15 protein-coding genes are annotated in these 21141 nt (G+C 44.3%); 10 read left to right on the top strand and 5 right to left on the bottom strand.

Features of this window, described 5'->3' with window-relative positions:
- The first annotated feature begins 26 nt into the window (after window positions 1-26).
- Genes ABE547_RS06255 through ABE547_RS06240 form a run of 4 tightly spaced genes read left to right on the top strand, consistent with a single transcriptional unit; the run spans window position 27 to window position 5123 of the window.
- Complete coding sequence (locus ABE547_RS06255; RefSeq protein ID WP_347377956.1) at window positions 27-2108, top strand: molybdopterin-dependent oxidoreductase; 2082 nt, start codon at window positions 27-29, stop codon at window positions 2106-2108.
- The gene (locus tag ABE547_RS06250; RefSeq protein WP_347377955.1) at window positions 2101-2529 is read left to right on the top strand and encodes a 4Fe-4S dicluster domain-containing protein; all 429 of its coding nucleotides are present in this window, start codon (window positions 2101-2103) and stop codon (window positions 2527-2529) included. Before ABE547_RS06255 ends, ABE547_RS06250 begins: the two co-directional genes overlap by 8 nt.
- Window positions 2530-2538: 9 nt before the next feature.
- Window positions 2539-3915: a nitrogenase component 1 gene (locus ABE547_RS06245; protein WP_347377954.1), complete on the top strand. Its 1377-nt coding sequence runs from the start codon at window positions 2539-2541 to the stop codon at window positions 3913-3915.
- A gap of 2 nt (window positions 3916-3917) precedes the next feature.
- Window positions 3918-5123 carry a nitrogenase component 1 gene (locus ABE547_RS06240; RefSeq protein WP_347377953.1) on the top strand — a complete coding sequence of 402 codons (1206 nt, stop codon included), beginning with the start codon at window positions 3918-3920 and terminating at the stop codon, window positions 5121-5123.
- Between the two features lie 31 nt (window positions 5124-5154).
- Here the strand turns inward: ABE547_RS06240 and ABE547_RS06235 are convergent, their stop codons facing one another.
- From ABE547_RS06235 to glgB, 4 genes are all read right to left on the bottom strand, one after another.
- Window positions 5155-5964 (bottom strand): carbohydrate ABC transporter permease, encoded by an 810-nt coding sequence (locus tag ABE547_RS06235; RefSeq protein ID WP_347377952.1) that lies wholly within the window; start codon window positions 5962-5964, stop codon window positions 5155-5157.
- 12 nt (window positions 5965-5976) lie between these two features.
- Window positions 5977-6861: a sugar ABC transporter permease gene (locus ABE547_RS06230; RefSeq protein ID WP_347377951.1), complete on the bottom strand. Its 885-nt coding sequence runs from the start codon at window positions 6859-6861 to the stop codon at window positions 5977-5979.
- A 16-nt stretch (window positions 6862-6877) separates the two neighbouring features.
- The gene (locus ABE547_RS06225) at window positions 6878-8191 is read right to left on the bottom strand and encodes a sugar ABC transporter substrate-binding protein (RefSeq protein WP_347377950.1); all 1314 of its coding nucleotides are present in this window, start codon (window positions 8189-8191) and stop codon (window positions 6878-6880) included.
- A 116-nt stretch (window positions 8192-8307) separates the two neighbouring features.
- Window positions 8308-10095, bottom strand: a complete 1788-nt coding sequence (glgB, locus tag ABE547_RS06220) for a 1,4-alpha-glucan branching protein GlgB (protein WP_347377949.1) — start codon at window positions 10093-10095, stop codon at window positions 8308-8310.
- Window positions 10096-10276: 181 nt separating this feature from the next.
- Between glgB and ABE547_RS06215 the strand changes: the two genes are divergently transcribed.
- The 4 genes from ABE547_RS06215 to ABE547_RS06200 all read left to right on the top strand — a co-directional run bounded on the left by ABE547_RS06215 (window position 10277) and on the right by ABE547_RS06200 (window position 15490).
- Window positions 10277-10834 (top strand): TetR/AcrR family transcriptional regulator, encoded by a 558-nt coding sequence (locus tag ABE547_RS06215; RefSeq protein ID WP_347377948.1) that lies wholly within the window; start codon window positions 10277-10279, stop codon window positions 10832-10834.
- Window positions 10835-10943: 109 nt separating this feature from the next.
- Window positions 10944-12254, top strand: a complete 1311-nt coding sequence (locus ABE547_RS06210; protein ID WP_347377947.1) for a putative DNA modification/repair radical SAM protein — start codon at window positions 10944-10946, stop codon at window positions 12252-12254.
- A complete protein-coding gene (locus ABE547_RS06205) occupies window positions 12251-13015 on the top strand; it encodes a TIGR03915 family putative DNA repair protein (protein ID WP_347377946.1) in 765 nt (254 codons plus the stop codon). Before ABE547_RS06210 ends, ABE547_RS06205 begins: the two co-directional genes overlap by 4 nt.
- Before the next feature lie 96 nt (window positions 13016-13111).
- Entirely contained in the window at window positions 13112-15490 is a 2379-nt protein-coding gene (locus tag ABE547_RS06200; RefSeq protein WP_347377945.1) for an ATP-dependent DNA helicase, read from the top strand.
- Here the strand turns inward: ABE547_RS06200 and ABE547_RS06195 are convergent.
- Complete coding sequence (locus ABE547_RS06195) at window positions 15487-16359, bottom strand: LysR family transcriptional regulator (RefSeq protein ID WP_347377944.1); 873 nt, start codon at window positions 16357-16359, stop codon at window positions 15487-15489. The genes ABE547_RS06200 and ABE547_RS06195 overlap by 4 nt on opposite strands.
- Window positions 16360-16480: 121 nt before the next feature.
- On the opposite strand from ABE547_RS06195, the gene ABE547_RS06190 reads away from it, so the two are divergent.
- Window positions 16481-17185: a TIGR01906 family membrane protein gene (locus ABE547_RS06190; protein ID WP_347377943.1), complete on the top strand. Its 705-nt coding sequence runs from the start codon at window positions 16481-16483 to the stop codon at window positions 17183-17185.
- 100 nt (window positions 17186-17285) lie between these two features.
- Window positions 17286-21053 (top strand): phosphoribosylformylglycinamidine synthase, encoded by a 3768-nt coding sequence (locus ABE547_RS06185; RefSeq protein WP_347377942.1) that lies wholly within the window; start codon window positions 17286-17288, stop codon window positions 21051-21053.
- Window positions 21054-21141 lie beyond the last annotated feature (88 nt).

Below are 21141 nucleotides of genomic sequence, written 5' to 3'. Positions count from 1 at the left end.
AGTTGCGGTAACAAGGAGGAAGCATAATGGAGACGAAGATAACTCCTGCAATCTGCGGCCTGTGCGGCGGGTCATGTCTGGTGGATCTGCACCTGCAGGACGGGAAAATCGTAAAAGTGGAAGGCAATAAGACACTGCCCTTTTCTGATGGGCGTCTCTGCGTCAAGGGGGCTGCTCTGAAGCAGGCTACCTACAGCCCAGAACGGCTTCTCTATCCCATGAAGCGTGTCGGAAAACGTGGAGAAGGAAAGTTCGAACGAATCAGCTGGGAAGAGGCGCTTGATGCCATTGCTGAGAATATGAAAAAGACAAAAGAGCAACATGGTGCCAGATCCGCAATGGTGTATGTGGGACATCCCAAGTGGTTTCGTCCGTATCTTACGGATTTTGCCAATCATTACGGAACCCCGAATGTAGGATCGGAATCCAGTACCTGTGCGTATGCGTTGATGCTGGCGTGCAAGTGCTGTTTTGGATCGAATGTGTTCATGCCGCAGCCGGATCTCAGACGCTGCAAAACGCTGATGGTGTGGGGCGTGAATCCCCTTTACAGCAACTCAGTCAAAGGCGGGAAAGGGTTCTTAAGTGCGGCCAGCCAGGGGAAACATATTATCGTAGTAGATCCAAGATGTACGCCGACGACGGAACATGCTGAGATTCATCTGCGTCCGGTTCCGGGTACAGACGGAGCACTGGCGCTCGGCATGGCAAGGGTCATGATTACAGAGGATCTGTATGACAGAGAATACGTTGAAAAATATACATATGGTTTTGATTCATATAAAGAATATGTGATGGAGTTTACACCGGAAAAAGTGGAACAGATCACGGGTGTTCCGGCAGAGGATATGGAAAAAGCGGCGCGTCTGTTTGCATCGGAAGGACCGGGAGCGATCATGACGTCTGCGTCCCCGATCGTACATAATATTAACGGTGTGCAGAACGCCCGGGCAATTGAGCTGTTAAATGCATTGACCGGTAATTATGGAATGCCGGGAGGCGTGATGGCTCCGGGACCGGGACGTCCGCGTCTTTCGGGAACATTTATGAATGACTGGCTGGAGAGGGTAGATCCGGATCAGGACTTAAGTCATGAACAGTTTCCGGCATGGAGAAAATGCATATATTATGAGACACAGGTGACGCGTATTGCTGACTATTTGCAGGGAAAAGGAGAATACCCGATTCACACACTTCTGGCATTCGGTATGAATCATCATATGTGGCCGCGGCCGGATCGGATCGAGGAAGCACTTGAGAGTGTGGATTTCTTTGCAAATGTAGATATGTATATGAATGATACCTGCAGGTATGCGGATATTCTTCTTCCGGCTGCCACATCTCTGGAGCGGGCACAGGTGGAGATCCTGGGGCCTGACACACTGTATTATCAGCCGGAGGCAATCACTCCGATGGGAGAAGTGAAAAATGATATTGAGATTTTACTGGAGCTGAGTGAGCGACTGGGATTTTCTCTGGGAAATCCTGCCGTACACAGCTATGAAGAATATCTGGAATCTATTCTTGCACCAACGCAGATTACGCTTTCGGAGTTGAAAGCACATCCGGAAGGGATGGCGCCGAAAACTCCTGCAAAGATCCGAACGACAGAAGAAATTCTGAATGTGAAGACTCCGAGCGGAAAGATTGAATTTGTTTCGCAGGTTCTGAATTCTTGTCGGAAACCTGGACATGAGGGGCTTCCGGTCTATCGAGACTTCCGGGAGGAACTTCCGATGGATGAATACCCATTGATCCTTGCGACCGGCAGCCGCAAACCGCAGCTGTTTCATTCCAGAACATACAGACTTCCGTGGCTTGCGAACCTGGAAGAAGCACCGGTGATTGATATTCATCCGGAAGATGCCAAGAGGCTTTTGCTGGATAATGGGGAAGAAGTCATCTTGAAGACGCCGGTTGGTGCTATGGAGCTTCCGATAAATATCGATTCTTCCTGCCTTCCGGGTGTTGTGAACGTGTATCACGGAGCCGGAAAGAAGGATATTAATTATCTGGTGGATGACAGGTATCTGGATCCGATCTCCGGATTTCCGGGATATAAGTCTTATTGCTGCAGGATAGAGAAGAAGGTGAAGGAATATGAGTAGGGTGAAATGTAATCCGGAACTTTGCTCCGGATGTCTTGCGTGTGTAGTGGCATGTATAGATCAGCATTATCCTGAGACAGAAGAACATGCGGTATCCGCAAGAATTTATGAAAAAAGAACTTCCGGACGAACCGGACTTGTCAGTTACATTACCAGAAGCTGCCTCCACTGCGAGCATGCGAAATGCATGGAAGCCTGCAGGGTGGGAGCATTGGAAAGAGATGACAGAGGATTTGTAATTCCCATCCGGGAAAAATGTATCGGCTGCCGGGCCTGCGAGAGAGCCTGCCCATATGATGTGCCGCGTTTTGATGCGGAAGGGAAACTGGTCAAATGCGATGGCTGTTCTGAAAGAACAGGAAGAGGAGAAGAACCGGCGTGTGTAAGGATCTGTAATACGGGAGCATTATCGCTGGAATAAGATGAAAAAATGACAGAAATTAAATGTTTTAAATTAGATGAAATTATTGCATATCTGAACAAAGAAAAAACGGATAAAGCAGATAAACTGAGGTTTCAAAGAGAAGGATTCCGGTGTCTGGGAGCGGGGGAACGAGGAATGGGTGGTCTGTCACGTACGGCAAAATTCATTCCGGAATCGATACATATTTTGCTTGCACCGTTAGCCTGTATGCGACACTGTGATTTTGATCTGAAACTGAACGGGTATACGCAAGGAGTATACAGTCTTTTTTTGTCAGAAAAGGAGATTGTAAGTGGGAGTGTTGCGGACGTTTTATGGAAATGTATCCAGGAGCTGCTGGAAAAACTTAATCCTCAGCCGAAAGTGATTACGATTACAGTTACCTGTATTGATGGACTGATACATTCTGATTATACAGCCATCCGAAAGAGACTCATGAAGCAATATGGAATCCGCTTTGGTGTGGTGGAGATGTTCCCGATTCTTGCGGATAATAAGATCAAACATACGGATCTCTTTCCGGAGATGGTATACAGTCTGATTCAGGCAGATCCGCATCAGCCAAAGAAAAAGATTGTGAACCTGTTGGGACATGTGGAAATAGTTGATCCGAATACGGATTTTTATCAGGTTCTTCAAAAGGCAGGATACGAGGTTCGTGAAATCAGGCAATGTAAGACCCTTGATGAATTTGATGAGATGGGAGAGGCTTGCCTGAATATCGTGCTAAGCGCTTTTCATCTGCGAGCTGCAAAAATGATGGAAAAAAAGTATCATGTTCCATACTTTTTCTGGAATGAATCTATGGATCCAGATACGATCAGGCATAATTATGAAGAGTTAGAACGAAGACTTCATTGTACGCTGGAGACAGATGGGTTTTATCAGGCTGCAAAAAAGAAAGCAGAAAAAGTAAAAAAAATCGCAGGAGAAAAAACCTTTGCGATTGGTCAGAGACTGGATTACATACCGGTGAAAGCGGCCTGTGAGTTAACAGCGATTGGGCTGAATGTGAAATATGTATTTACAGATCAGATTCAAAGATCTGACATGGAGTATTACATATGGTTACAGCAACACAGCCCACGGACACATGTGTATCTGGCGCCTGATATCAGTATGAGAAAATTTATATCTCAACCGGAGCCGGTGGATGTGTTGATCAATGGAAGTATGATGCTAATGAAAAATGTAAAAGAATTAATGACGATTGAACTTCCGGAAGAACCATATGATTTTCAAACTTTTCTGCAGGTAATGGAGAAATTTGAAGAACAATTGCTGCAGAAACATCCACGGGAAAGCGAACAGGATAAAGAAGAAACAGATCCTGCAGGATCCATATTCGCAAGAGCATGGAAACCTTATCCGGAGGAGGTATAGATATGGCAAGGTTATTTCAAAAAACAGGTTCTTTTGCAGGAGATTATTCCGGTGCGGCTGGGGTTCTTCAGGAGATGGATGGTATGTTGATATTCTGTGATGCAGGAGCATGCATGGGTGGTTTCCTGTTTGGGGAAGATCCAAAAGGCGGCAATGAAGAGCGAAGAATTTTTTCGGCATCATTACGAGAGAAACAGATTGTTATGGGAATTGATAAAAAGCTGAAAAAAGACGCGATTCGAACATATCATGAAACTGGTGGATCGTTTGTAGGACTGATAGGAACTCCTGTAGCAGCTGTCACAGGGTTGGACCTTGAAGGACTTGGAAAAGAAATATGCAGGGGAATTTATAAACAGGGGTTTACGGACAACATTCTCCCTTCCATGGGGGTAGATACGAATGGATGGGAAACATATGATGCAGGGCAGGAAAAGGCGTATCTGGCGTTGGCAAAGATGTTGATCCGGAAAGAGGAAGATAACATCAGTGATGTAAATATTATTGGGGCGACATCTATTGATATGTGGGATTACAATCAAATGGAAGATTGTGTGAAGCTTTTGAAAAAAGCCGGGGCAAAGAATCCGGTGGTGTGGGGAGCCCGTGGGTCTATGGGGGCGATCGCCGGTGCGGCAGGAGCGAAGATGAATCTTGCGGTATCTGTGTCAGCAGTGAAAGTTGTAAAGCAATTGCATGAAAATTATGGAACGCCCTATATGATTGGTTATCCGTTCGGAGAGAAAGATACTGTCCGATGGACAGAACAGGTGAGAAATATTCTTTCTGGAAAGGAACTGGGAAATGTGGCATTTTATTCTGAAGAATCCGGAAAGAATAAGAGTGGAAAAAGCGCGTTCATTATAGGAGAACAAATGACTTCCTGTGCGATGCGAAGCCTGTTAAGAAAAGAATTTGATTATGATCAGGTAGATGTGGCTTCTTTTTTTAAGATGGACAGGATGCTTATGAAGGGAAATGACTTCTGGATGAAAGACGAAGAAGTGCTGGTGAATTTTTTAGAAGAACAGGAACAATATGATCTTGTTATCGCAGATCCATTCTGCTTTCAGTTCCTTCCGTATGTACCGAAAAAAAAGATTGCTTATCCGCATATTGCAGTATCAAGCCTTTTGTATATGGGACAAAGCGTAAATATATTTGGTGAGAAAGCCAGTATGTATTTTAAGAAAGTGTTAGAAGAATAACAGAAGAGACTGCGTAAAGCAGTCTCTTCTGTTATTCTTTCAGACCGCTGAGAGCCATGCTCTCCCGGAATTTCGATTGGAGTAACAGATAAAAGATAAAAGGCGGAAGGAAAGTGACGGTTGCACTTGCCATACTCAGACCTACATCTGTGTCATACTGTGTTTTCATCGTTGTAAGTGCAATCGGAAGTGTGCGGTGCAGATCATCAGTGGTAATGATGAGCGGCCATGTAAAGTTATTCCATGCTCCTACAAAGGTGAAGATTGCTATGGTGAGCATTGCGGATTCTACCAGAGGCAATATGACGACTCTTAAAATTTTCCATTTGGAAGCACCGTCAATTTGTGCAGATTCTACCAGCTCAATGGGGATTTCCATAATCGCATTTCGCATGATAAATACACCAAATGCGGTTGGAAGAGGCAAGATTAATGCTCGAAATGTATTTACCCAGCCGAATCCCCGGACAAGAAGATAAAGTGGCACAAGAATTGCCTGAGACGGAACCAGTAAAGTTAAAAGCAGTAAAAAGAATATTTTATCCCGTCCTTTAAATTTTAGCTTCGCAAAAGCATAACCGGCAGTACAGCTTGTGAATAAAGTTAAAAGAACACCTGCAATCGCAATAAATACACTGTTTAAAAAGTAGCGAATAAAAGTCGGATCCGAGAAAATCCTCTGGTAATGTGCAAGGGACATATCAGCAAGGTTAAAAGATATGTCATATGCATTGATCGTACTTTTAGTAGACATAAGTATCATATATAAAAATGGAAGGATGCAAACCAGGATTACAAAAATCAAAAAAATATTTATGATTATATTGTATATTTTTTTCATTTGATTCACCTCCTATATTTCCGAAGCATCACGTTTCATGAAACGTTGCTGGAATAATATGATAATCAGCAGCATCAGCATCAGTACATTAGATACAGCCATGGCATATCCGCTCTTTCCGCTTTTGAAAGTGAGCTGGTATGCATACATGACCAGAGTTGTGGTAGACATGGATGGTCCGCCGCCGGTCATGGTATAGATCAGATCAAATACTTGTACAGAGATTGTTGTTGCAAGGAATGTATTCATTACAATGGTAGGTCTTAATAAAGGCAATGTGATTTTAGTAAGCATATCCAAAGAAGTTGCTCCGTCTACTTTGGCTGCTTCATAGTAAGTGCCGGGGATGGACATCAGGGAGGAGAGGGTAATAATCATGTAGTATCCTACATCCTTCCATACAATCAGTAAAGCAACCGTGATGATTGCTGTTTTACTGCTTCCCAACAGCATGGTCGGATCTATGCCAAAAATACCAAAGATTGCTTTAACTGCAGGATTTCCGCCATTCAAAATTGCTTTCCACACAGTACCGACTACAGCACTGGAAGAAAGGTAAGGAATAAAAACGGCTGCTTTTGTGAGCTTTCCAAGCACTGTGTGCTGTCTGGAAGCAATCAGAACTGCAAATAACGTAGAGCAGATAATCTGAAGCGGCACAGAAATGACAGTAATTTTAAGCGTATTCATAATACAAAGATGTAATTTTGTATCACGAAATAATTTTTGATAGTTATAAAGTCCGTTGAATTTCGCTGGAGTAATAATATTATATTTTGTAAAACTAAAACATATCGCAATGATCAAAGATCCTGCTACAAATGTAAGCAGGATCAATGATATCGGCGCTATGTAAAGATAAGGCGTAAGAACGGACACCTTTTTCTTTTTCTTCATAGTTTCCTCGATTCTTTTATTCGTTTTCAGCGTAGTATTCACTTAATACTTCGTTACAGTATTCTGCTGATTCATCTAATGCCTCTTTGACACTCATATTTCCTTCCATGATGGACTGGATGTGTGCTGCATAGTTTTCAAGGATTTCAGTTCCGCATGGACCAGCCTGCAGTGGACGCCATTTACTGCGGTCTTCTCCAACGATTCTTTCCATTTTAGGATCACCGGTATATTCTTCGCTTACTGTAAGTGGAGCACCCGGAGCTACTTTGTGGTATTCTGTCATAAATTCAGAGCTTGTAATATATCTGATCAGATCTAACGCGAGTTCTGGATTTTCAGACGTTGTCATTACAGATAAGCAGTCTGCAGCACCAAAGGTACCATAATCAACATTCTTTAAGGATGTAACATAATCCCAGTTCTTCAGATTCGGATAGTCGCTGGCAAAGATTGTTTCATCAGCGCTGGAAGAACGGGTTACACCAAAGGCAGCTTTACCCTCTGCAAACACTGTTGCAAAAGCATCCGTTCCGGAAAGAGACATTACATTTTCCGGCATGTATGGCTGAAGGCTTTTTAAAAATTCAATTGCTTCCACACCGGCTTCATTGTTAAATGCAACTTCCTTCAGATCGTCGGTATAGATGTCGCCGCCTGCCTGCCATAACAGACTGTAAATGTAAGAGTTCAGTGCGTAAAGGTTACTCATATCACCGCTGTTAAGACCTACAGCATAGCCATACTGATCAATTACACCATCGCCGTCAGTATCCTGAGTAGCTTCTTCACAGATACGTGCAAAGTCTTCCCATGTTTCAGGTGCTGTCTCATTAAGAGAATCCAGGATATCCTGATTATAATACAGAACAAAAGGTACACCGGTTACAATCGGAACACCGTATAATCCGCCCATCATTTCGCCACGGTCAAGGAAAAGGTATTCATCATAATCTTCATCGGTAACCATATCGGTCAGATCCATAACAAGTCCGGAAGAAATATAGGTCGGGTACATTTCTACATACATATATCCGATGTCAGGAGTTTCTCCGCCTGCAACACCAGTAGACCATCTTTCTTCATAGTTTTGCCATGGAATAATTTCCATTTCAACAGTACAGTTGTTTTCTTCTTCCCATCCGGATAAAAGATTTTTAAAGTTTGTTTCTGTGTCATCATCCAATGGTGGAAGCCACATTGTGAGAGTAGTTGCCTCTGCTGAATCGGATTCTCCTCCTTCGGCGGATGAGTCCTTGCTTCCGCATCCGGCTGCGAGAGCAGAAATCATAGAAACACAGAGTAATGCGCTCAATAGTTTCTTTTTCATAAGTTGTATCCTCCTTGGTATATAAATTACGGTATAATTGTAATCCCTACATATCGAAAAAGAAAATTCATTATATTAATAAGTGAGCACTATATATAGAAAATATCTATCAAAAATCATTGGATCAGGTAGTATGCGGCAGAATATGGATTCAGAGTGAAAGTATAGAGTCCATTTTCTGCTTTTTTCGTTTTTTCCGGATATCTGTTGGTTCCGCCGTATTGTTCCATATCACTTGCAATCAGAAGCTTCAGTTCTTTGGAATCAGGTATGAGCAGGTCATAATTTTCCTGCAGCTGATCAGAAAAGTTAAATACAGCAAGAATCCGCTCCGTGGAATCTTTCCGTTCGAATGCATAGATGCAGCGCCCTTCCTGGTGGCAGTCCAGCCACCGAAAGCCATCATTTGCATAATCCAGAGAATACAGTGAAGTATGATTCAGATAGAGATGGTTCAGATCCTTTATAAAATGATGAAACGCATCATGAACCGGATAGGTCAGGATATCCCAGTCCTGTTCTCTTTTTTCATCCCATTCTCTGAGCTGACCGATCTCGTTTCCCATAAAATTCAGTTTTTTGCCCGGATGTGCATACATATACATGTAAAATGCCCGTGCCTGCGGGAATTTAATATCATAGTCCCCATACATCTTCTGAAGGATCGTAGCTTTTCCGTGAACGACTTCATCGTGAGAAAGTGGAAGCAGGAATGCATCGTTATAATAATACATCATGGAAAAGGTCAGTTTGTGGTAGTCCCGGCTTCTGTATTCCGGTCCGGTCCGGAAGTAATCCAGCGTATCATTCATCCAGCCCATATCCCATTTGTAGTCGAAGCCCAGTCCGCCTTCCTCGACCGGACGTGTCACACCCGGAAAAGAGGTGGAATCTTCTGCTGACAGGATGGCTGTCGGGTGCAGGGACTTTAATCCCCGGTTCATTTCCCGGATGAAGTCTACGGCATTGTTGTTTACTCCTCTGACCGGTTCTCCCTGCCAGTATATGATCCGGCTGATGGCATCCATACGCAGACCGTCTGCATGGTATTCACTGAGCCAGTAATTGGCGGCAGACTTAAGGAAGCTTCGCACTTCGCCGCGGGAGTGCATAAAGTTACAGCTTCCCCATTCGCTGACACCGACGTCCTGATGTGGGTATTCATAAAGAGAAGTTCCGTCATAGTTTGCAAGTGCATAATCATCTACGGCAAAATGTACCGGAACAAAATCAATGATTACACCGATGTCATTCTGATGGCAGGCATCGATGAATTCCATCAGTTCCTGTGCTGTTCCGTAACGGGAAGTGGGACTGAAGAATCCGGTATTCTGATATCCCCAGGATTCATCACAGGGATGCTCGCTCAGTGGCATGATCTCAATGTAATTGTATCCATATTCCTTCAGATACGGAATGAGGATATCGATCATCTCTGTATAGGTGTACCAGCTGTCCGGTTCATCGGAAGGTTTTCGGAAAGAGCCAAAGTGAAGTTCGTAGATGTTCAGAGGCTGATTTCTGCAGTCGGAGCGTTTCTGCAACCATTCCTGATCATGATATGTGTATGTGTTCAGATCCCGGATGATGGAGGCGCTTGCCGGCCTTAATTCCATTCCGAAGCCGTAGGGATCACAATGGTCGGTACAGGAACCATCCTGCTTATAGATCCTGTATTTATACATCATTCCGGGCCTGGCGTTTTCGACGTAGCATTCCCAGAACTGACCGCTGTAGGTCCGGTTCATTTCCCATTCCTGCCAGTGGTTGAATTCACCGATCAGAGTGATTCTGGAGGCGGCAGGAGCAAACGTGCGAAAAGTCACTCCTTTTTCTTCTACATGAGCGCCCAGATACTGATAGGCATCAAATATTTTTCCTGTATAAAACCCATAAAAATCCATCGTTTTTCTCCTTGTCTTCTTGTAAAATAAAGATAATAGACAGTAGTTGGTTTTCTGCCGTATAATTTTATTATATAGATGACAATATTATTTATCTACCAACAAAACAGACGATTGGGTGGATAAGCGACAATCTTAAAAATCTGTCGGAAAATGGATACGCTGAAAAAGGAGACGAGACATGGACTTAAGAATTGAAAAGACAGAAAAAGGGATTAAAAATGCGTTTATTGAGCTTCGTTCCAGAAAACCGCTGGAAAAGATAACGGTCAGAGAATTGTGTGAAAGTGCCAGAATTAATAAGTCGACATTTTATTCTCATTACAGAGATATCTATGATCTGTCTGATACGCTGGAGGAGGAAGTGGTGGCTTCGATCACAAACAGTGTCTCACATCCGGAATATATCGTGGATAATCTGGAAGCATTTTCCAGAGAGCTTTTAATGGCATATTTGTCGCAGACGTCTCTTACAACGATTCTCTTTTCCGGAAATCAGCGGAGCCATTTTGCAGATCGCATTGAAGAAAGTATTAAGAAACTGATCTATGAGAAGTATCCGGAGTTTGAAACCGATGAGATTATGAATATTACGATCAGTTTCTGTATTCAGGGAGGGTATCATGCATTTCAGAGAAACCGGGAGGTGGATAATGATATGCTTGTGACGGCAATCGGGAAGATGACTGCATTGATGAGCCAGTGCATTGAAAGTCGTATGAGCACAAAACAGGAGTGACAGAACCTTCGGAATGATTACAAAAGAAAATAGAGATTGACAAAACGAACAGGTGTTCTTATAATGAAAAAAGAACACCTGTTCGTTTTTGGGATTGGGGGATGCAGGAATGAGAATTCAGGAAACAAAGTCAGTTTATGATAAATTACAGATTCTTACGGATGCTGCAAAGTATGATGTGGCATGTACATCCAGTGGAACTTCCAGAAAAGGTGATGGCACAGGGATGGGGAGCTGTGAACAGTCCGGTATTTGTCACAGTTTCTCGGCAGACGGAAGATGTATCTCTCTTCTGAAGATTCTGTTCACGAATGAATGTATTTATGACTGTAAGTATTGTGTGAATCGAAGAAGCAATGATGTAGAAAGGACTTCGTTTACGCCGGATGAAGTATGTACACTTACCATGGAATTTTATCGCAGAAATTATATCGAAGGCCTGTTTTTAAGCTCCGGTATCTTAAAAAGTCCGGACTACACCATGGAGCTTCTGTATGCAACACTCTGGAAGCTTCGGAAGGAATGCAATTTCCAGGGATATATTCATGTAAAGGCAATTCCGGGGGCCAGTCAGGACCTGATTCAGAAGATCGGATTTCTTGCTGACAGAATGAGCGTGAATCTGGAACTTCCGACTGCAGAGAGTCTCAGACTTCTGGCTCCACATAAAACGAGAAAGAATATACTGACACCCATGAGGCTCGTTCAGAACCGTGCATCAGAGAACCGACAGGAGATTCAGCTGTACCGGAACGCACCAAGATTTGTTCCCGCCGGTCAGAGCACTCAGATGATCATCGGCGCGACACCGGAGACGGATTATCAGATCATTCGCGTGGCAGAATCGCTGTATCAGAAGTTCGAACTGAAGCGAGTGTTCTACTCAGCGTTTGTACCGGTCAATGAAGATGTCTGCCTCCCGGCCAGGACAGGGGAAGGGCCTCCCCTTTTACGGGAACACAGGCTATATCAGGCGGACTGGCTGCTGCGATATTACCATTTTCAGGCAGAAGAGCTTTTGTCGGAAGAGGATCCGAATTTTAATGTATTGTTTGACCCGAAGTGTAACTGGGCGTTGAAGCATCTGGAACAGTTTCCGGTCGAAGTCAACCGCGATGACTATAAGATGCTGCTTCGGGTTCCGGGAATCGGCTACAAGTCTGCAGGCAGGATCGTGAGGGCAAGAAAGCTTGGGACTCTTGATTTTGCGGATCTCAAGAAGTTCGGCGTTGTACTGAAGCGTGCACTTTACTTTATTACCTGTAACGGGAAGATGATGTATCCTACAAAGATGGAGGAAGATTATATATCCAGAAATCTGCTGAATACAGGGGAAAGACTGCCGGATTCTGTCACGCAGGCAGGGTACCGGCAACTATCATTGTTTGATGATGTGAGATTCGGAGGTGGGTTCAGATGAAGACCATATATATATGCAGTGATACGATCACCGGAATTTTCTCCGGGATCTATGATGCATGGAAGGCGGGAAAGACCGAGCAGGATTGTGGGATTACATTTCTTGGGGCGGTAGAGCAGGAGTTGTTCTGTGATTATGTGGAGGTGGAGGAATCCGAACGTAAGGCACAGGCGGTAGAGCGGCTGATCCGAAAGCATATGGGAATGCATGCTTACTGGGATATCTTCCATGCAGTGCTGTCTCCGGACCGGGACAAAGGGAATGCAGTTCTGGGAACCATGATGGCGGCAAGAAAGCTTCCGGACGGGAGAAAGATCATGGATCATCTGAGTCATCCAATGGTAGAAAAAGTATTTGAGCTGAGCAGAACCGTAGCTGGAGAGGCGCACCTACTGAAAGGATTTCTCAGATTTCAGGAGCTGGAAAGTGGAATTCTGTATGCACAGATCACTCCCAAAGCACAGGTATTAAGCTGTCTGGCTCCACATTTTGAAGACCGGCTTCCGAATGAGAACTGGATGATCCACGATAAAAGTCATCGGATGTTTGCAGTACATGAAGCGGGAAAGCACTGGGTACTGGTGCTGGATGAATATTGGAACGAAGACAGATTACTTCCGGTATCGGAAAAGGAAAAAGAGTATACGAAATTGTGGAAAAATTTTTGTCAGACCATTGCGATTCAGTCGTGGATGAATCCAAGGTGTCAGATGCAGCATCTTCCGCTTCGTTTCCGGCCGAATATGACGGAATTTCAGTAATCTTCCGATGTACGGATGTGAACTGCAACAATCATGTGCAGATATTCGTCTGCTGTGCTATAATGTTTCCAGAAATCAAGGCGGGAGGAGAGCGGAATGGATCTGGGACAGCCATTGGTCAGGATATCCGTGCGTAATCTGGTGGAGTTTATACTGCGAAGCGGAGATATTGATAACCGTGCCGGGGGTGCTGAGAAAGAAGCCATGCAGCAGGGTGGCCGGATACATCGAAAAATTCAGAAATCCATGGGATCTGACTATCACGCAGAGGTAGTGTTAAAATATGAGATTCCCTGTAAGGAATTCATTTTGTCTCTGGAGGGGCGTGCCGACGGGATCATTGAGACTCCGACGGGAGTTGTCATTGATGAGATCAAAGGGGTATTTAAAGAACTGGAAAAAATTACAGAGCCTGTACCGGTTCATCAGGCGCAGGCAATGTGTTATGCATATATCTGGGCCAGTCAGAAGAAGCTGGATGAGATAGGAGTCCAGATGACATACTGTAATCTGGATACGGAGGACATCAAAAGATTTCAGAGTGTCTATACGTATCAGGAACTGGAGAGGTGGTTCCTGGAGCTGATCGGAAAGTATGAAAAATGGGCAAGATATCAGATCCGGTGGAGAAAGACAAGGAACACATCTATCAAGGACGTTGAGTTTCCGTTTTCCTATCGGGACGGGCAGAAGGATCTGGTGACTTCTGTTTATCGGACGATACTGAGAAAGAAGAAGCTGTTTATTCAGGCGCCTACGGGTGTGGGAAAGACGATGGCGACCGTGTTCCCTGCGGTAAAGGCAGTCGGAGAAGAGCTGGGAGAGAAGATCTTCTATCTGACGGCCAAGACGATTACCAGAACGGTCGCATGGCAGGCGTTCGAGACGTTGAGAGAGCAGGCGCTTCGAATGAAGGTGATCGTGCTGACGGCGAAGGAAAAGATATGCCTGTGTGAGGAAACGAACTGTAATCCGGAGGCCTGTCCATATGCAAAAGGGCATTATGACCGGGTGAATGATGCGGTATATGAGCTGATGACAATGACAGATGCGATCAGCAGAGAGATGATTGAGATGCAGGCTCGAAAGTGGATGGTGTGTCCGTTTGAACTGAGTCTGGATGTATCTTTGTGGGTGGATGCAGTGATCTGTGATTATAATTATGTGTTTGATCCGAATGCACATCTGAGGCGCTTTTTCGGTGAAGGGACGAAAGGTGAGTACCTGTTCCTGATCGATGAGGCACATAACCTGGTGGAACGCGGAAGAGAGATGTACAGTGCGCAGATATACAAGGAAGACTTCCTGAAAGTAAAACGCCTGGTCAGATATGAAGATGGAAAACTGACAGGAAGACTGGAAGAATGTAATAAGCAGCTGCTGGCTCTGAAGAGAGAATGTGATGGCTGTCAGGTTCACAACAGTGTATCACATGTCTATCTGAAGCTGTTGTCTCTGATGACAGAGATGGAGCGCTATCTGGAAGAATGCCGGAATGAAGAAATTCGAAAAGAAGTGCTGGATCTGTATTTTCAGGTCCGGATGTTTGTATACGTTTACGAAAGGCTGGATGAGAATTACCTGATCTATTCTGAACTGGAAGAAGATGGAAGGTTCAAGCTCAGATTGTTTTGTGTAAATCCGGCGAATTGTCTCCAGGAATATCTGGACAGAGGAAACAGTACGATCTATTTTTCGGCTACGCTTCTTCCGATTCATTATTACAAAAAGCTTCTCAGTACATCCGGAGATGATTATGCGATCTATGCAGAATCTCCGTTTGATACCGGAAAGCGAAAGCTTTTTCTTGGAACGGATGTAAGTACAAAGTACACAAGAAGAGGTGAAGAGATGTATCGTAGATATGCACAGTATCTGATCCGGATCGCACAGATCAAGGTCGGCAATTACATTGCTTTTTTTCCTTCGTATCGGTTCATGGAGGAAGTGTATGATGCATTTGCCGATATGCAGGATGAAGGACAGGAAATAGATGCTGTCATGCAGTCGCAGTATATGTCGGAGGAGGCAAGAGAGATCTTTCTGGAGAATTTCGAAGAAGTCAGAGAACACAGTCTGATGGGATTCTGTGTTATGGGAGGGATTTTTTCGGAAGGAATTGATCTGGCGGAAGATAAACTGATCGGGGCAGTGATCGTTGGAACCGGGCTGCCGCAGGTCTGCAGAGAGAGGGAACTTCTGAAGAATTACTTTGACGGACAGGGGCTTCGGGGATTTGATTATGCCTATCTTTATCCCGGGATGAATAAAGTCCTGCAGTCCGCAGGAAGAGTGATCCGTACGGACGAGGACAGGGGCGTGATATTGCTTTTAGATGAACGTTTTCGAGATACAAGATACCAGGAAACATTTCCGAGGGAATGGAAAGAGTATTCCCTGTGTACGGTGGAAACAATAGAAGCAGCGGCAGAGGATTTCTGGAAACAATGGGAATCATTCCCGCAATCTCACTAAAAATAATTCAAAAATTCTCTGGCAGCATTGGAAACGGGTACCTTTCCGTTGTATGCAACGGCCAGTTCACGGGAGGGAAGTTCTTCTTCTGTCTGTACGATAAACAGATTTCCAGAGCTGTGTGGCACGCAGTAATCCGGAACAAAAGCGATTCCAAGCCCGATACTGGCAAGATCGATCAGCAGGTCATTGCTGCTGAGCTCGATTTCAGGAACCAGATCCAGCTGATGCTGCTGGAACAGAGAATGCAGAAATTCACTGGTTGTACTTTTTTTGTCCAGCATCAGGATAGGATAGTTTAAAAGCTCTTTCAAAGACAGCTTTTTCCCTTTCAGATCGGAAAAAGCTTCATTGGCAATGAATACATCATGAAATTCCTTGATCTTTTTTACATGTGAAATGTTCCCGAGAGAAGCATTCGGTGCATTTACTACAATGAGATCTACCTGATCCGTTTCCAGAAGCTCTGCACACCGGATGGATGTTGCATTGGTCACCTTAATGTGCGCGCCTGGAAAATCCCGGTGGAAACGCTCCAGATAAGGAACCAGAAAATAGCGGCAGATCGTATCGCTTGCACCGATATGGAGCTGTCCGCCACGGGTACCGTTATCCAGAAGCTGTGCCTCCCCGCGTTTGATCAAATTCATAGCGGGTTCGATATGCCGAAGCAGAATCTCACCTTCGGCAGTCAGTCGGACTTTCTTGGTACTCCTGATAAAGAGCGTCTGATTCAGTTTTTTTTCCAGAGTCTTCACGGACTGACTGACGGCAGACTGGGAGATGAAGAGCTGTTTGGATGCTTCTGAAAAACTTAAGGTTGATGCTACATAATAGAACACTTTGTATAATTCGTAATTAATATCCATTCGAAGTCCTCCTGAAAAATCTACTTTCCAGTATATATGAAAAAACGATGAATTACAACGAGGATTGTGGTAGAATAGATGCGGAGGATTGTGGTAGAATAGATGCGGAGGATTTATAACTATGAAAAAAAGAGATTATGGTTTGGCTGTGATTGCAATGATGTGTGTGATTCTGGCAGGATTGATCTTCAGCTTCTGGTTTGCAATCTATGGAGACGGTGAGTACCGTTTTTATGAAAAAGAGTATCGGAAATATTCTGTGACGGATGCGCTGGATATGGAGATGGAAGATGTGATGGATGTCACAGATCACATGATGGATTATCTGATCGGCAAAGAAGAAGAACTTTCGGTGATTACTCTGGTTGAGGGAGAGACACAGGATTTTTTCAATGAACAGGACAGACTGCACATGGCAGATGTCAAAAATCTGTTTCTTGGAGGTGTCAAGGTCGGATGGATCTGCCTGTTGACAGGGGTTGTGCTTCTGGGAATTCTGATCTGGAAAAAGATGGACTGGAAGCGGCTGTTTTTAAAAGCCTATTCGATGGCTCTTGGAGTCTGGGCGCTGATTCTGGCGTTTCTGGGGATTGCGTTTGCCATTGATTTTACCAGATGTTTTACGATCTTTCACCAGATCTTTTTTACAAACGATCTGTGGATATTTGATCCTGATACGGATTACATGATCCGTATGCTTCCGGAGGGATTTTTCTCAGATATGGTGATTCGGATCGTGACGACATTTATTGTTTTGCTGATTCTGTTGTGGGGAATGTTTTTTGTTCTGAAGAGACTGGGAAAAGAAAAGAGAACTGATAAGTAGTTCTTATAAGAAGATTAAGATATATTAATTTTATTAATAAAAATAAATGTGTTAAAATGAAACCAGTAGATCGTATATTACATTTAATGGAGGATGACTTATGAGTAATGTAAGAAGAGTGTACGTGGAGAAAAAAGAAGGATTTGGGGTGCAGGCTGCGGATCTGAAGCATGAGGTAAGGAGTTATCTCGGAATTAAAGATGTAGCCGGTGTGCGTGTACTGATTCGTTATGATGTGGAAAATATTTCTGATGAGACATTTGAAAAAGCATGCAATGGTATATTTTCCGAACCGCCGGTAGACACACTGTATCAGGAAGAATTTCCTGTATCACCGGAAAGCAGAGTCTTTTCTGTAGAATTCCTTCCGGGACAGTTTGATCAGCGTGCGGACTCTGCTGTTCAGTGTATCCAGTTTATCAAGGAAGATGAACAGCCGGTAATTAAGACGGCGATCACATATGTGATTGAAGGAAAAGATGGCGCAATCTCAGAAGAAGAATTTGAGGCGATTAAGGCTCACTGCATCAATCCGGTGGATTCCAGAGAGACTGATGAGGCAAAACCGGATACATTGATCATGAAATATGATGAGCCGGAAGATATTAAGGTATTTGACGGATTCAAGGATATGGCAGAAGAAGATCTGAAGGCATTGTATGGCTCACTTGGTCTGGCTATGACATTTAAGGATTTTCTTCATATTCAGAATTATTTTAAGACAGAAGAAGACAGAGATCCGTCCATGACAGAGATTCGTGTTCTTGACACTTACTGGTCAGATCACTGTCGTCATACAACATTCTCTACAGAGCTTACAGATGTAACATTCGGAGAAGGTGATTATAAAGCCCCGATCGAAGAGACATACAGACAGTATATCCATGACCACAGTGAGATCTTTAAAGGAAGAGAAGACAAATTTGTCTGCCTGATGGATCTTGCACTGATGGCTATGCGTAAACTGAAAAAAGAAGGAAAATTACAGGATCAGGAAGAATCTGATGAGATCAATGCATGTAGTATTGTTGTTCCGATCAAGGTTGACGGTGTGGAAGAAGAGTGGCTTGTAAACTTCAAAAATGAGACACATAATCATCCGACAGAGATTGAGCCATTTGGTGGAGCGGCTACCTGCCTTGGCGGTGCGATCCGTGACCCGTTGTCAGGACGTACTTATGTATATCAGGCAATGCGTGTAACCGGTGCTGCAGATCCGACTGTATCTGTAAAAGATACAATGAAAGGAAAGCTTCCGCAGAAGAAGCTGGTTCGGGAAGCGGCACATGGATACAGCTCTTACGGTAACCAGATCGGTCTCGCAACCGGAGCAGTTAAGGAGATCTATCATCCGAATTACGTAGCAAAGCGTATGGAGATCGGTGCCGTTCTGGGAGCAGCGCCGAGACGCGCAGTGATCCGTGAAACATCGGATCCGGGAGATATCATTATTCTGCTTGGCGGCCGTACCGGCCGTGACGGCTGTGGCGGAGCTACCGGTTCTTCCAAAGTACACACAGAGGAATCTATCGAGACCTGTGGAGCAGAGGTCCAGAAGGGAAATCCTCCGACAGAACGTAAGATTCAGCGTCTGTTCCGCAGAGAAGAAGTAAGTAAGCTGATCAAAAAATGTAACGACTTTGGTGCAGGTGGTGTATCTGTCGCAATCGGTGAGCTGGCAGACGGACTCAGAGTAGACCTTGATAAAGTGCCGAAGAAATATGCAGGTCTTGACGGAACGGAGATTGCAATCTCCGAATCTCAGGAGCGTATGGCTGTTGTTGTAGATCCAAAGGATGTAGAAGAATTCATGGGATATGCAGCAGAAGAGAATCTGGAGGCAACAAAAGTTGCAGTAGTAACTGAAGAACCGAGACTGGTTCTGTCCTGGAGAGGAAAAGAGATTGTGAATCTGTCCAGAGCATTTCTGGATACGAACGGAGCACATCAGGAGACGACGGTTGCAGTGGATATTCCGAATCGCAAGAACAGCATTCTTATAAGAGAAGAAGTCGGTGATGTGAAAGAAAAATGGATGGAGACTCTGAAAGATCTGAATGTATGCTCCCAGAAGGGACTTGTTGAGATGTTTGACGGTTCGATCGGAGCAGCATCTGTATTCATGCCGCATGGCGGAAAATATCAGATGACAGAGACACAGTCTATGGTTGCAAAACTTCCGGTATTAACGGGAGACTGCGATACGGTTACGATGATGAGTTATGGATTTGATCCATATCTGTCTACATGGAGTCCGTATCATGGAGCAATCTATGCAGTAACAGAATCGATAGCTAAGATTGTGGCGACCGGTGGAGACTATAGCAAGATCCGCTTTACGTTCCAGGAATACTTCCGCCGCATGACAGAAGATCCGCACAGATGGAGTCAGCCGTTTGCAGCACTTTTAGGTGCATACAGTGCGCAGCTCGGATATGGACTTCCGTCCATCGGTGGGAAAGACAGTATGTCAGGAACATTTGAGGATATTGATGTTCCTCCGACACTGGTATCCTTTGCTGTTGATATCGCAACCGAAAAGGATATTATTACGCCGGAGCTTAAGAAGGCAGGCGATAAATTAGTATGGCTTCGTATTGAGACGGATGAGTATGATGTTCCTGTATATGATAAAGTTATGGAACAGTATGGAAAATTTGCAGAAGACGTACACAGTGGAAAGATTGTTTCTGCATATGCGCTTGACAGACATGGTATTGCAGCGGCTGTCAGCAAGATGGCATTTGGTAACGGAATGGGTGTGAAGATCGAACACAATGTGGATGCAAGAGACCTGTTTGCACCTGCGTTTGGTGATATCATTGCAGAAGTTCCGGCTGAAAAGATATCTGATCTTACAATTACTTACACAGTTATCGGTGAAGTAACGGAAGATGCAGCAATCTCTTATGGCGATATGAAGATTGCACTTGCAGATGCAGTTTCAGCATGGGAAGAGCCACTGGAGAGGGTATTCCCGACAAACTCCGGAGCAGAAGGTCAGGAGGAAAAGGTGGAGACTGGTTTATATAATACTTCAGATATCCATATCTGCAGTCATAAGATCGCTCAGCCGACGGTATTTATTCCGGTATTCCCGGGAACAAACTGTGAATATGACAGTGCGAGAGCTTTTGAAAGAGCAGGCGCAAAGGTGATCACAAAAGTATTCAGAAATATGAGTGCTGCAGACATCATTGATTCTGTGGATGTATTTGAAAAAGCGATCAGCCAGTCCCAGATCATCATGTTCCCAGGCGGATTCAGCGCCGGTGATGAGCCGGATGGTTCCGCGAAGTTCTTTGCAACTGCATTCCAGAATGCAAAGATGAAAGAAGCAGTAGAGAAGCTTCTGAATGAACGTGACGGACTGGTACTTGGTGTATGTAATGGTTTCCAGGCACTTATCAAGCTTGGTCTTGTTCCTGGCGGTGAGATCACCGGACAGACGGCAGATTCTCCGACTCTGACTTACAATACGATCGGACGCCATATCTCCAAAATGGTTTACACGAAAGTAGTAACCAACAAGTCTCCATGGCTTCAGCAGGCAGAACTTGGCGGTGTATATACGAATCCGGCATCCCACGGAGAAGGTCGCTTCGTTGCAAGTAAAGAGTGGCTGGATAAGCTGTTTGCAAATGGACAGGTTGCAACACAGTACTGTGACCCGGATGGAAATATTACAATGAATGAAGAGTGGAATGTAAACGGTTCTTACTGTGCAATCGAGGGAATCACAAGCCCGGATGGACGTGTGTTTGGAAAGATGGCACATTCTGAAAGACGTGCGCGCTCTGTGGCAATGAACATCTACGGGGAACAGGATCTGAAGATCTTTGAATCCGGTGTTGCATATTTTAAGTAAAATGCAATTTGGAGTGCGATCTGTTTCAAAAAATGTGACAAAAGATAGACGAATCTATTGAAATAAATACATTTTTAATGCATTCGAA

The organism is Dorea sp. YH-dor226 (assembly GCF_039832105.1).
Taxonomy (GTDB): Bacteria; Bacillota; Clostridia; order Lachnospirales; family Lachnospiraceae; genus Dorea_A.
The sequence above is the reverse complement of the archived record's forward strand: the minus strand, read 5'-3'. Positions and strand labels throughout refer to the sequence as shown.

What these genes read in the sequence shown, in the direction of transcription:
- glgB (WP_347377949.1), bottom strand. Translation starts at nt 10,095, where the DNA reads ATGGATTTTTATGGGTTTTATACAGGAAAAATATTTGATGCCTATCAG.
- ABE547_RS06235 (WP_347377952.1), bottom strand. Translation starts at nt 5,964, where the DNA reads ATGAAAAAAATATACAATATAATCATAAATATTTTTTTGATTTTTGTA.
- ABE547_RS06240 (WP_347377953.1), top strand. Translation starts at nt 3,918, where the DNA reads ATGGCAAGGTTATTTCAAAAAACAGGTTCTTTTGCAGGAGATTATTCC.
- ABE547_RS06205 (WP_347377946.1), top strand. Translation starts at nt 12,251, where the DNA reads ATGAAGACCATATATATATGCAGTGATACGATCACCGGAATTTTCTCC.
- ABE547_RS06230 (WP_347377951.1), bottom strand. Translation starts at nt 6,861, where the DNA reads ATGAAGAAAAAGAAAAAGGTGTCCGTTCTTACGCCTTATCTTTACATA.
- ABE547_RS06210 (WP_347377947.1), top strand. Translation starts at nt 10,944, where the DNA reads ATGAGAATTCAGGAAACAAAGTCAGTTTATGATAAATTACAGATTCTT.
- ABE547_RS06215 (WP_347377948.1), top strand. Translation starts at nt 10,277, where the DNA reads ATGGACTTAAGAATTGAAAAGACAGAAAAAGGGATTAAAAATGCGTTT.
- ABE547_RS06190 (WP_347377943.1), top strand. Translation starts at nt 16,481, where the DNA reads ATGAAAAAAAGAGATTATGGTTTGGCTGTGATTGCAATGATGTGTGTG.
- ABE547_RS06255 (WP_347377956.1), top strand. Translation starts at nt 27, where the DNA reads ATGGAGACGAAGATAACTCCTGCAATCTGCGGCCTGTGCGGCGGGTCA.
- ABE547_RS06225 (WP_347377950.1), bottom strand. Translation starts at nt 8,191, where the DNA reads ATGAAAAAGAAACTATTGAGCGCATTACTCTGTGTTTCTATGATTTCT.
- ABE547_RS06200 (WP_347377945.1), top strand. Translation starts at nt 13,112, where the DNA reads ATGGATCTGGGACAGCCATTGGTCAGGATATCCGTGCGTAATCTGGTG.
- ABE547_RS06185 (WP_347377942.1), top strand. Translation starts at nt 17,286, where the DNA reads ATGAGTAATGTAAGAAGAGTGTACGTGGAGAAAAAAGAAGGATTTGGG.
- ABE547_RS06250 (WP_347377955.1), top strand. Translation starts at nt 2,101, where the DNA reads ATGAGTAGGGTGAAATGTAATCCGGAACTTTGCTCCGGATGTCTTGCG.
- ABE547_RS06245 (WP_347377954.1), top strand. Translation starts at nt 2,539, where the DNA reads ATGACAGAAATTAAATGTTTTAAATTAGATGAAATTATTGCATATCTG.
- ABE547_RS06195 (WP_347377944.1), bottom strand. Translation starts at nt 16,359, where the DNA reads ATGGATATTAATTACGAATTATACAAAGTGTTCTATTATGTAGCATCA.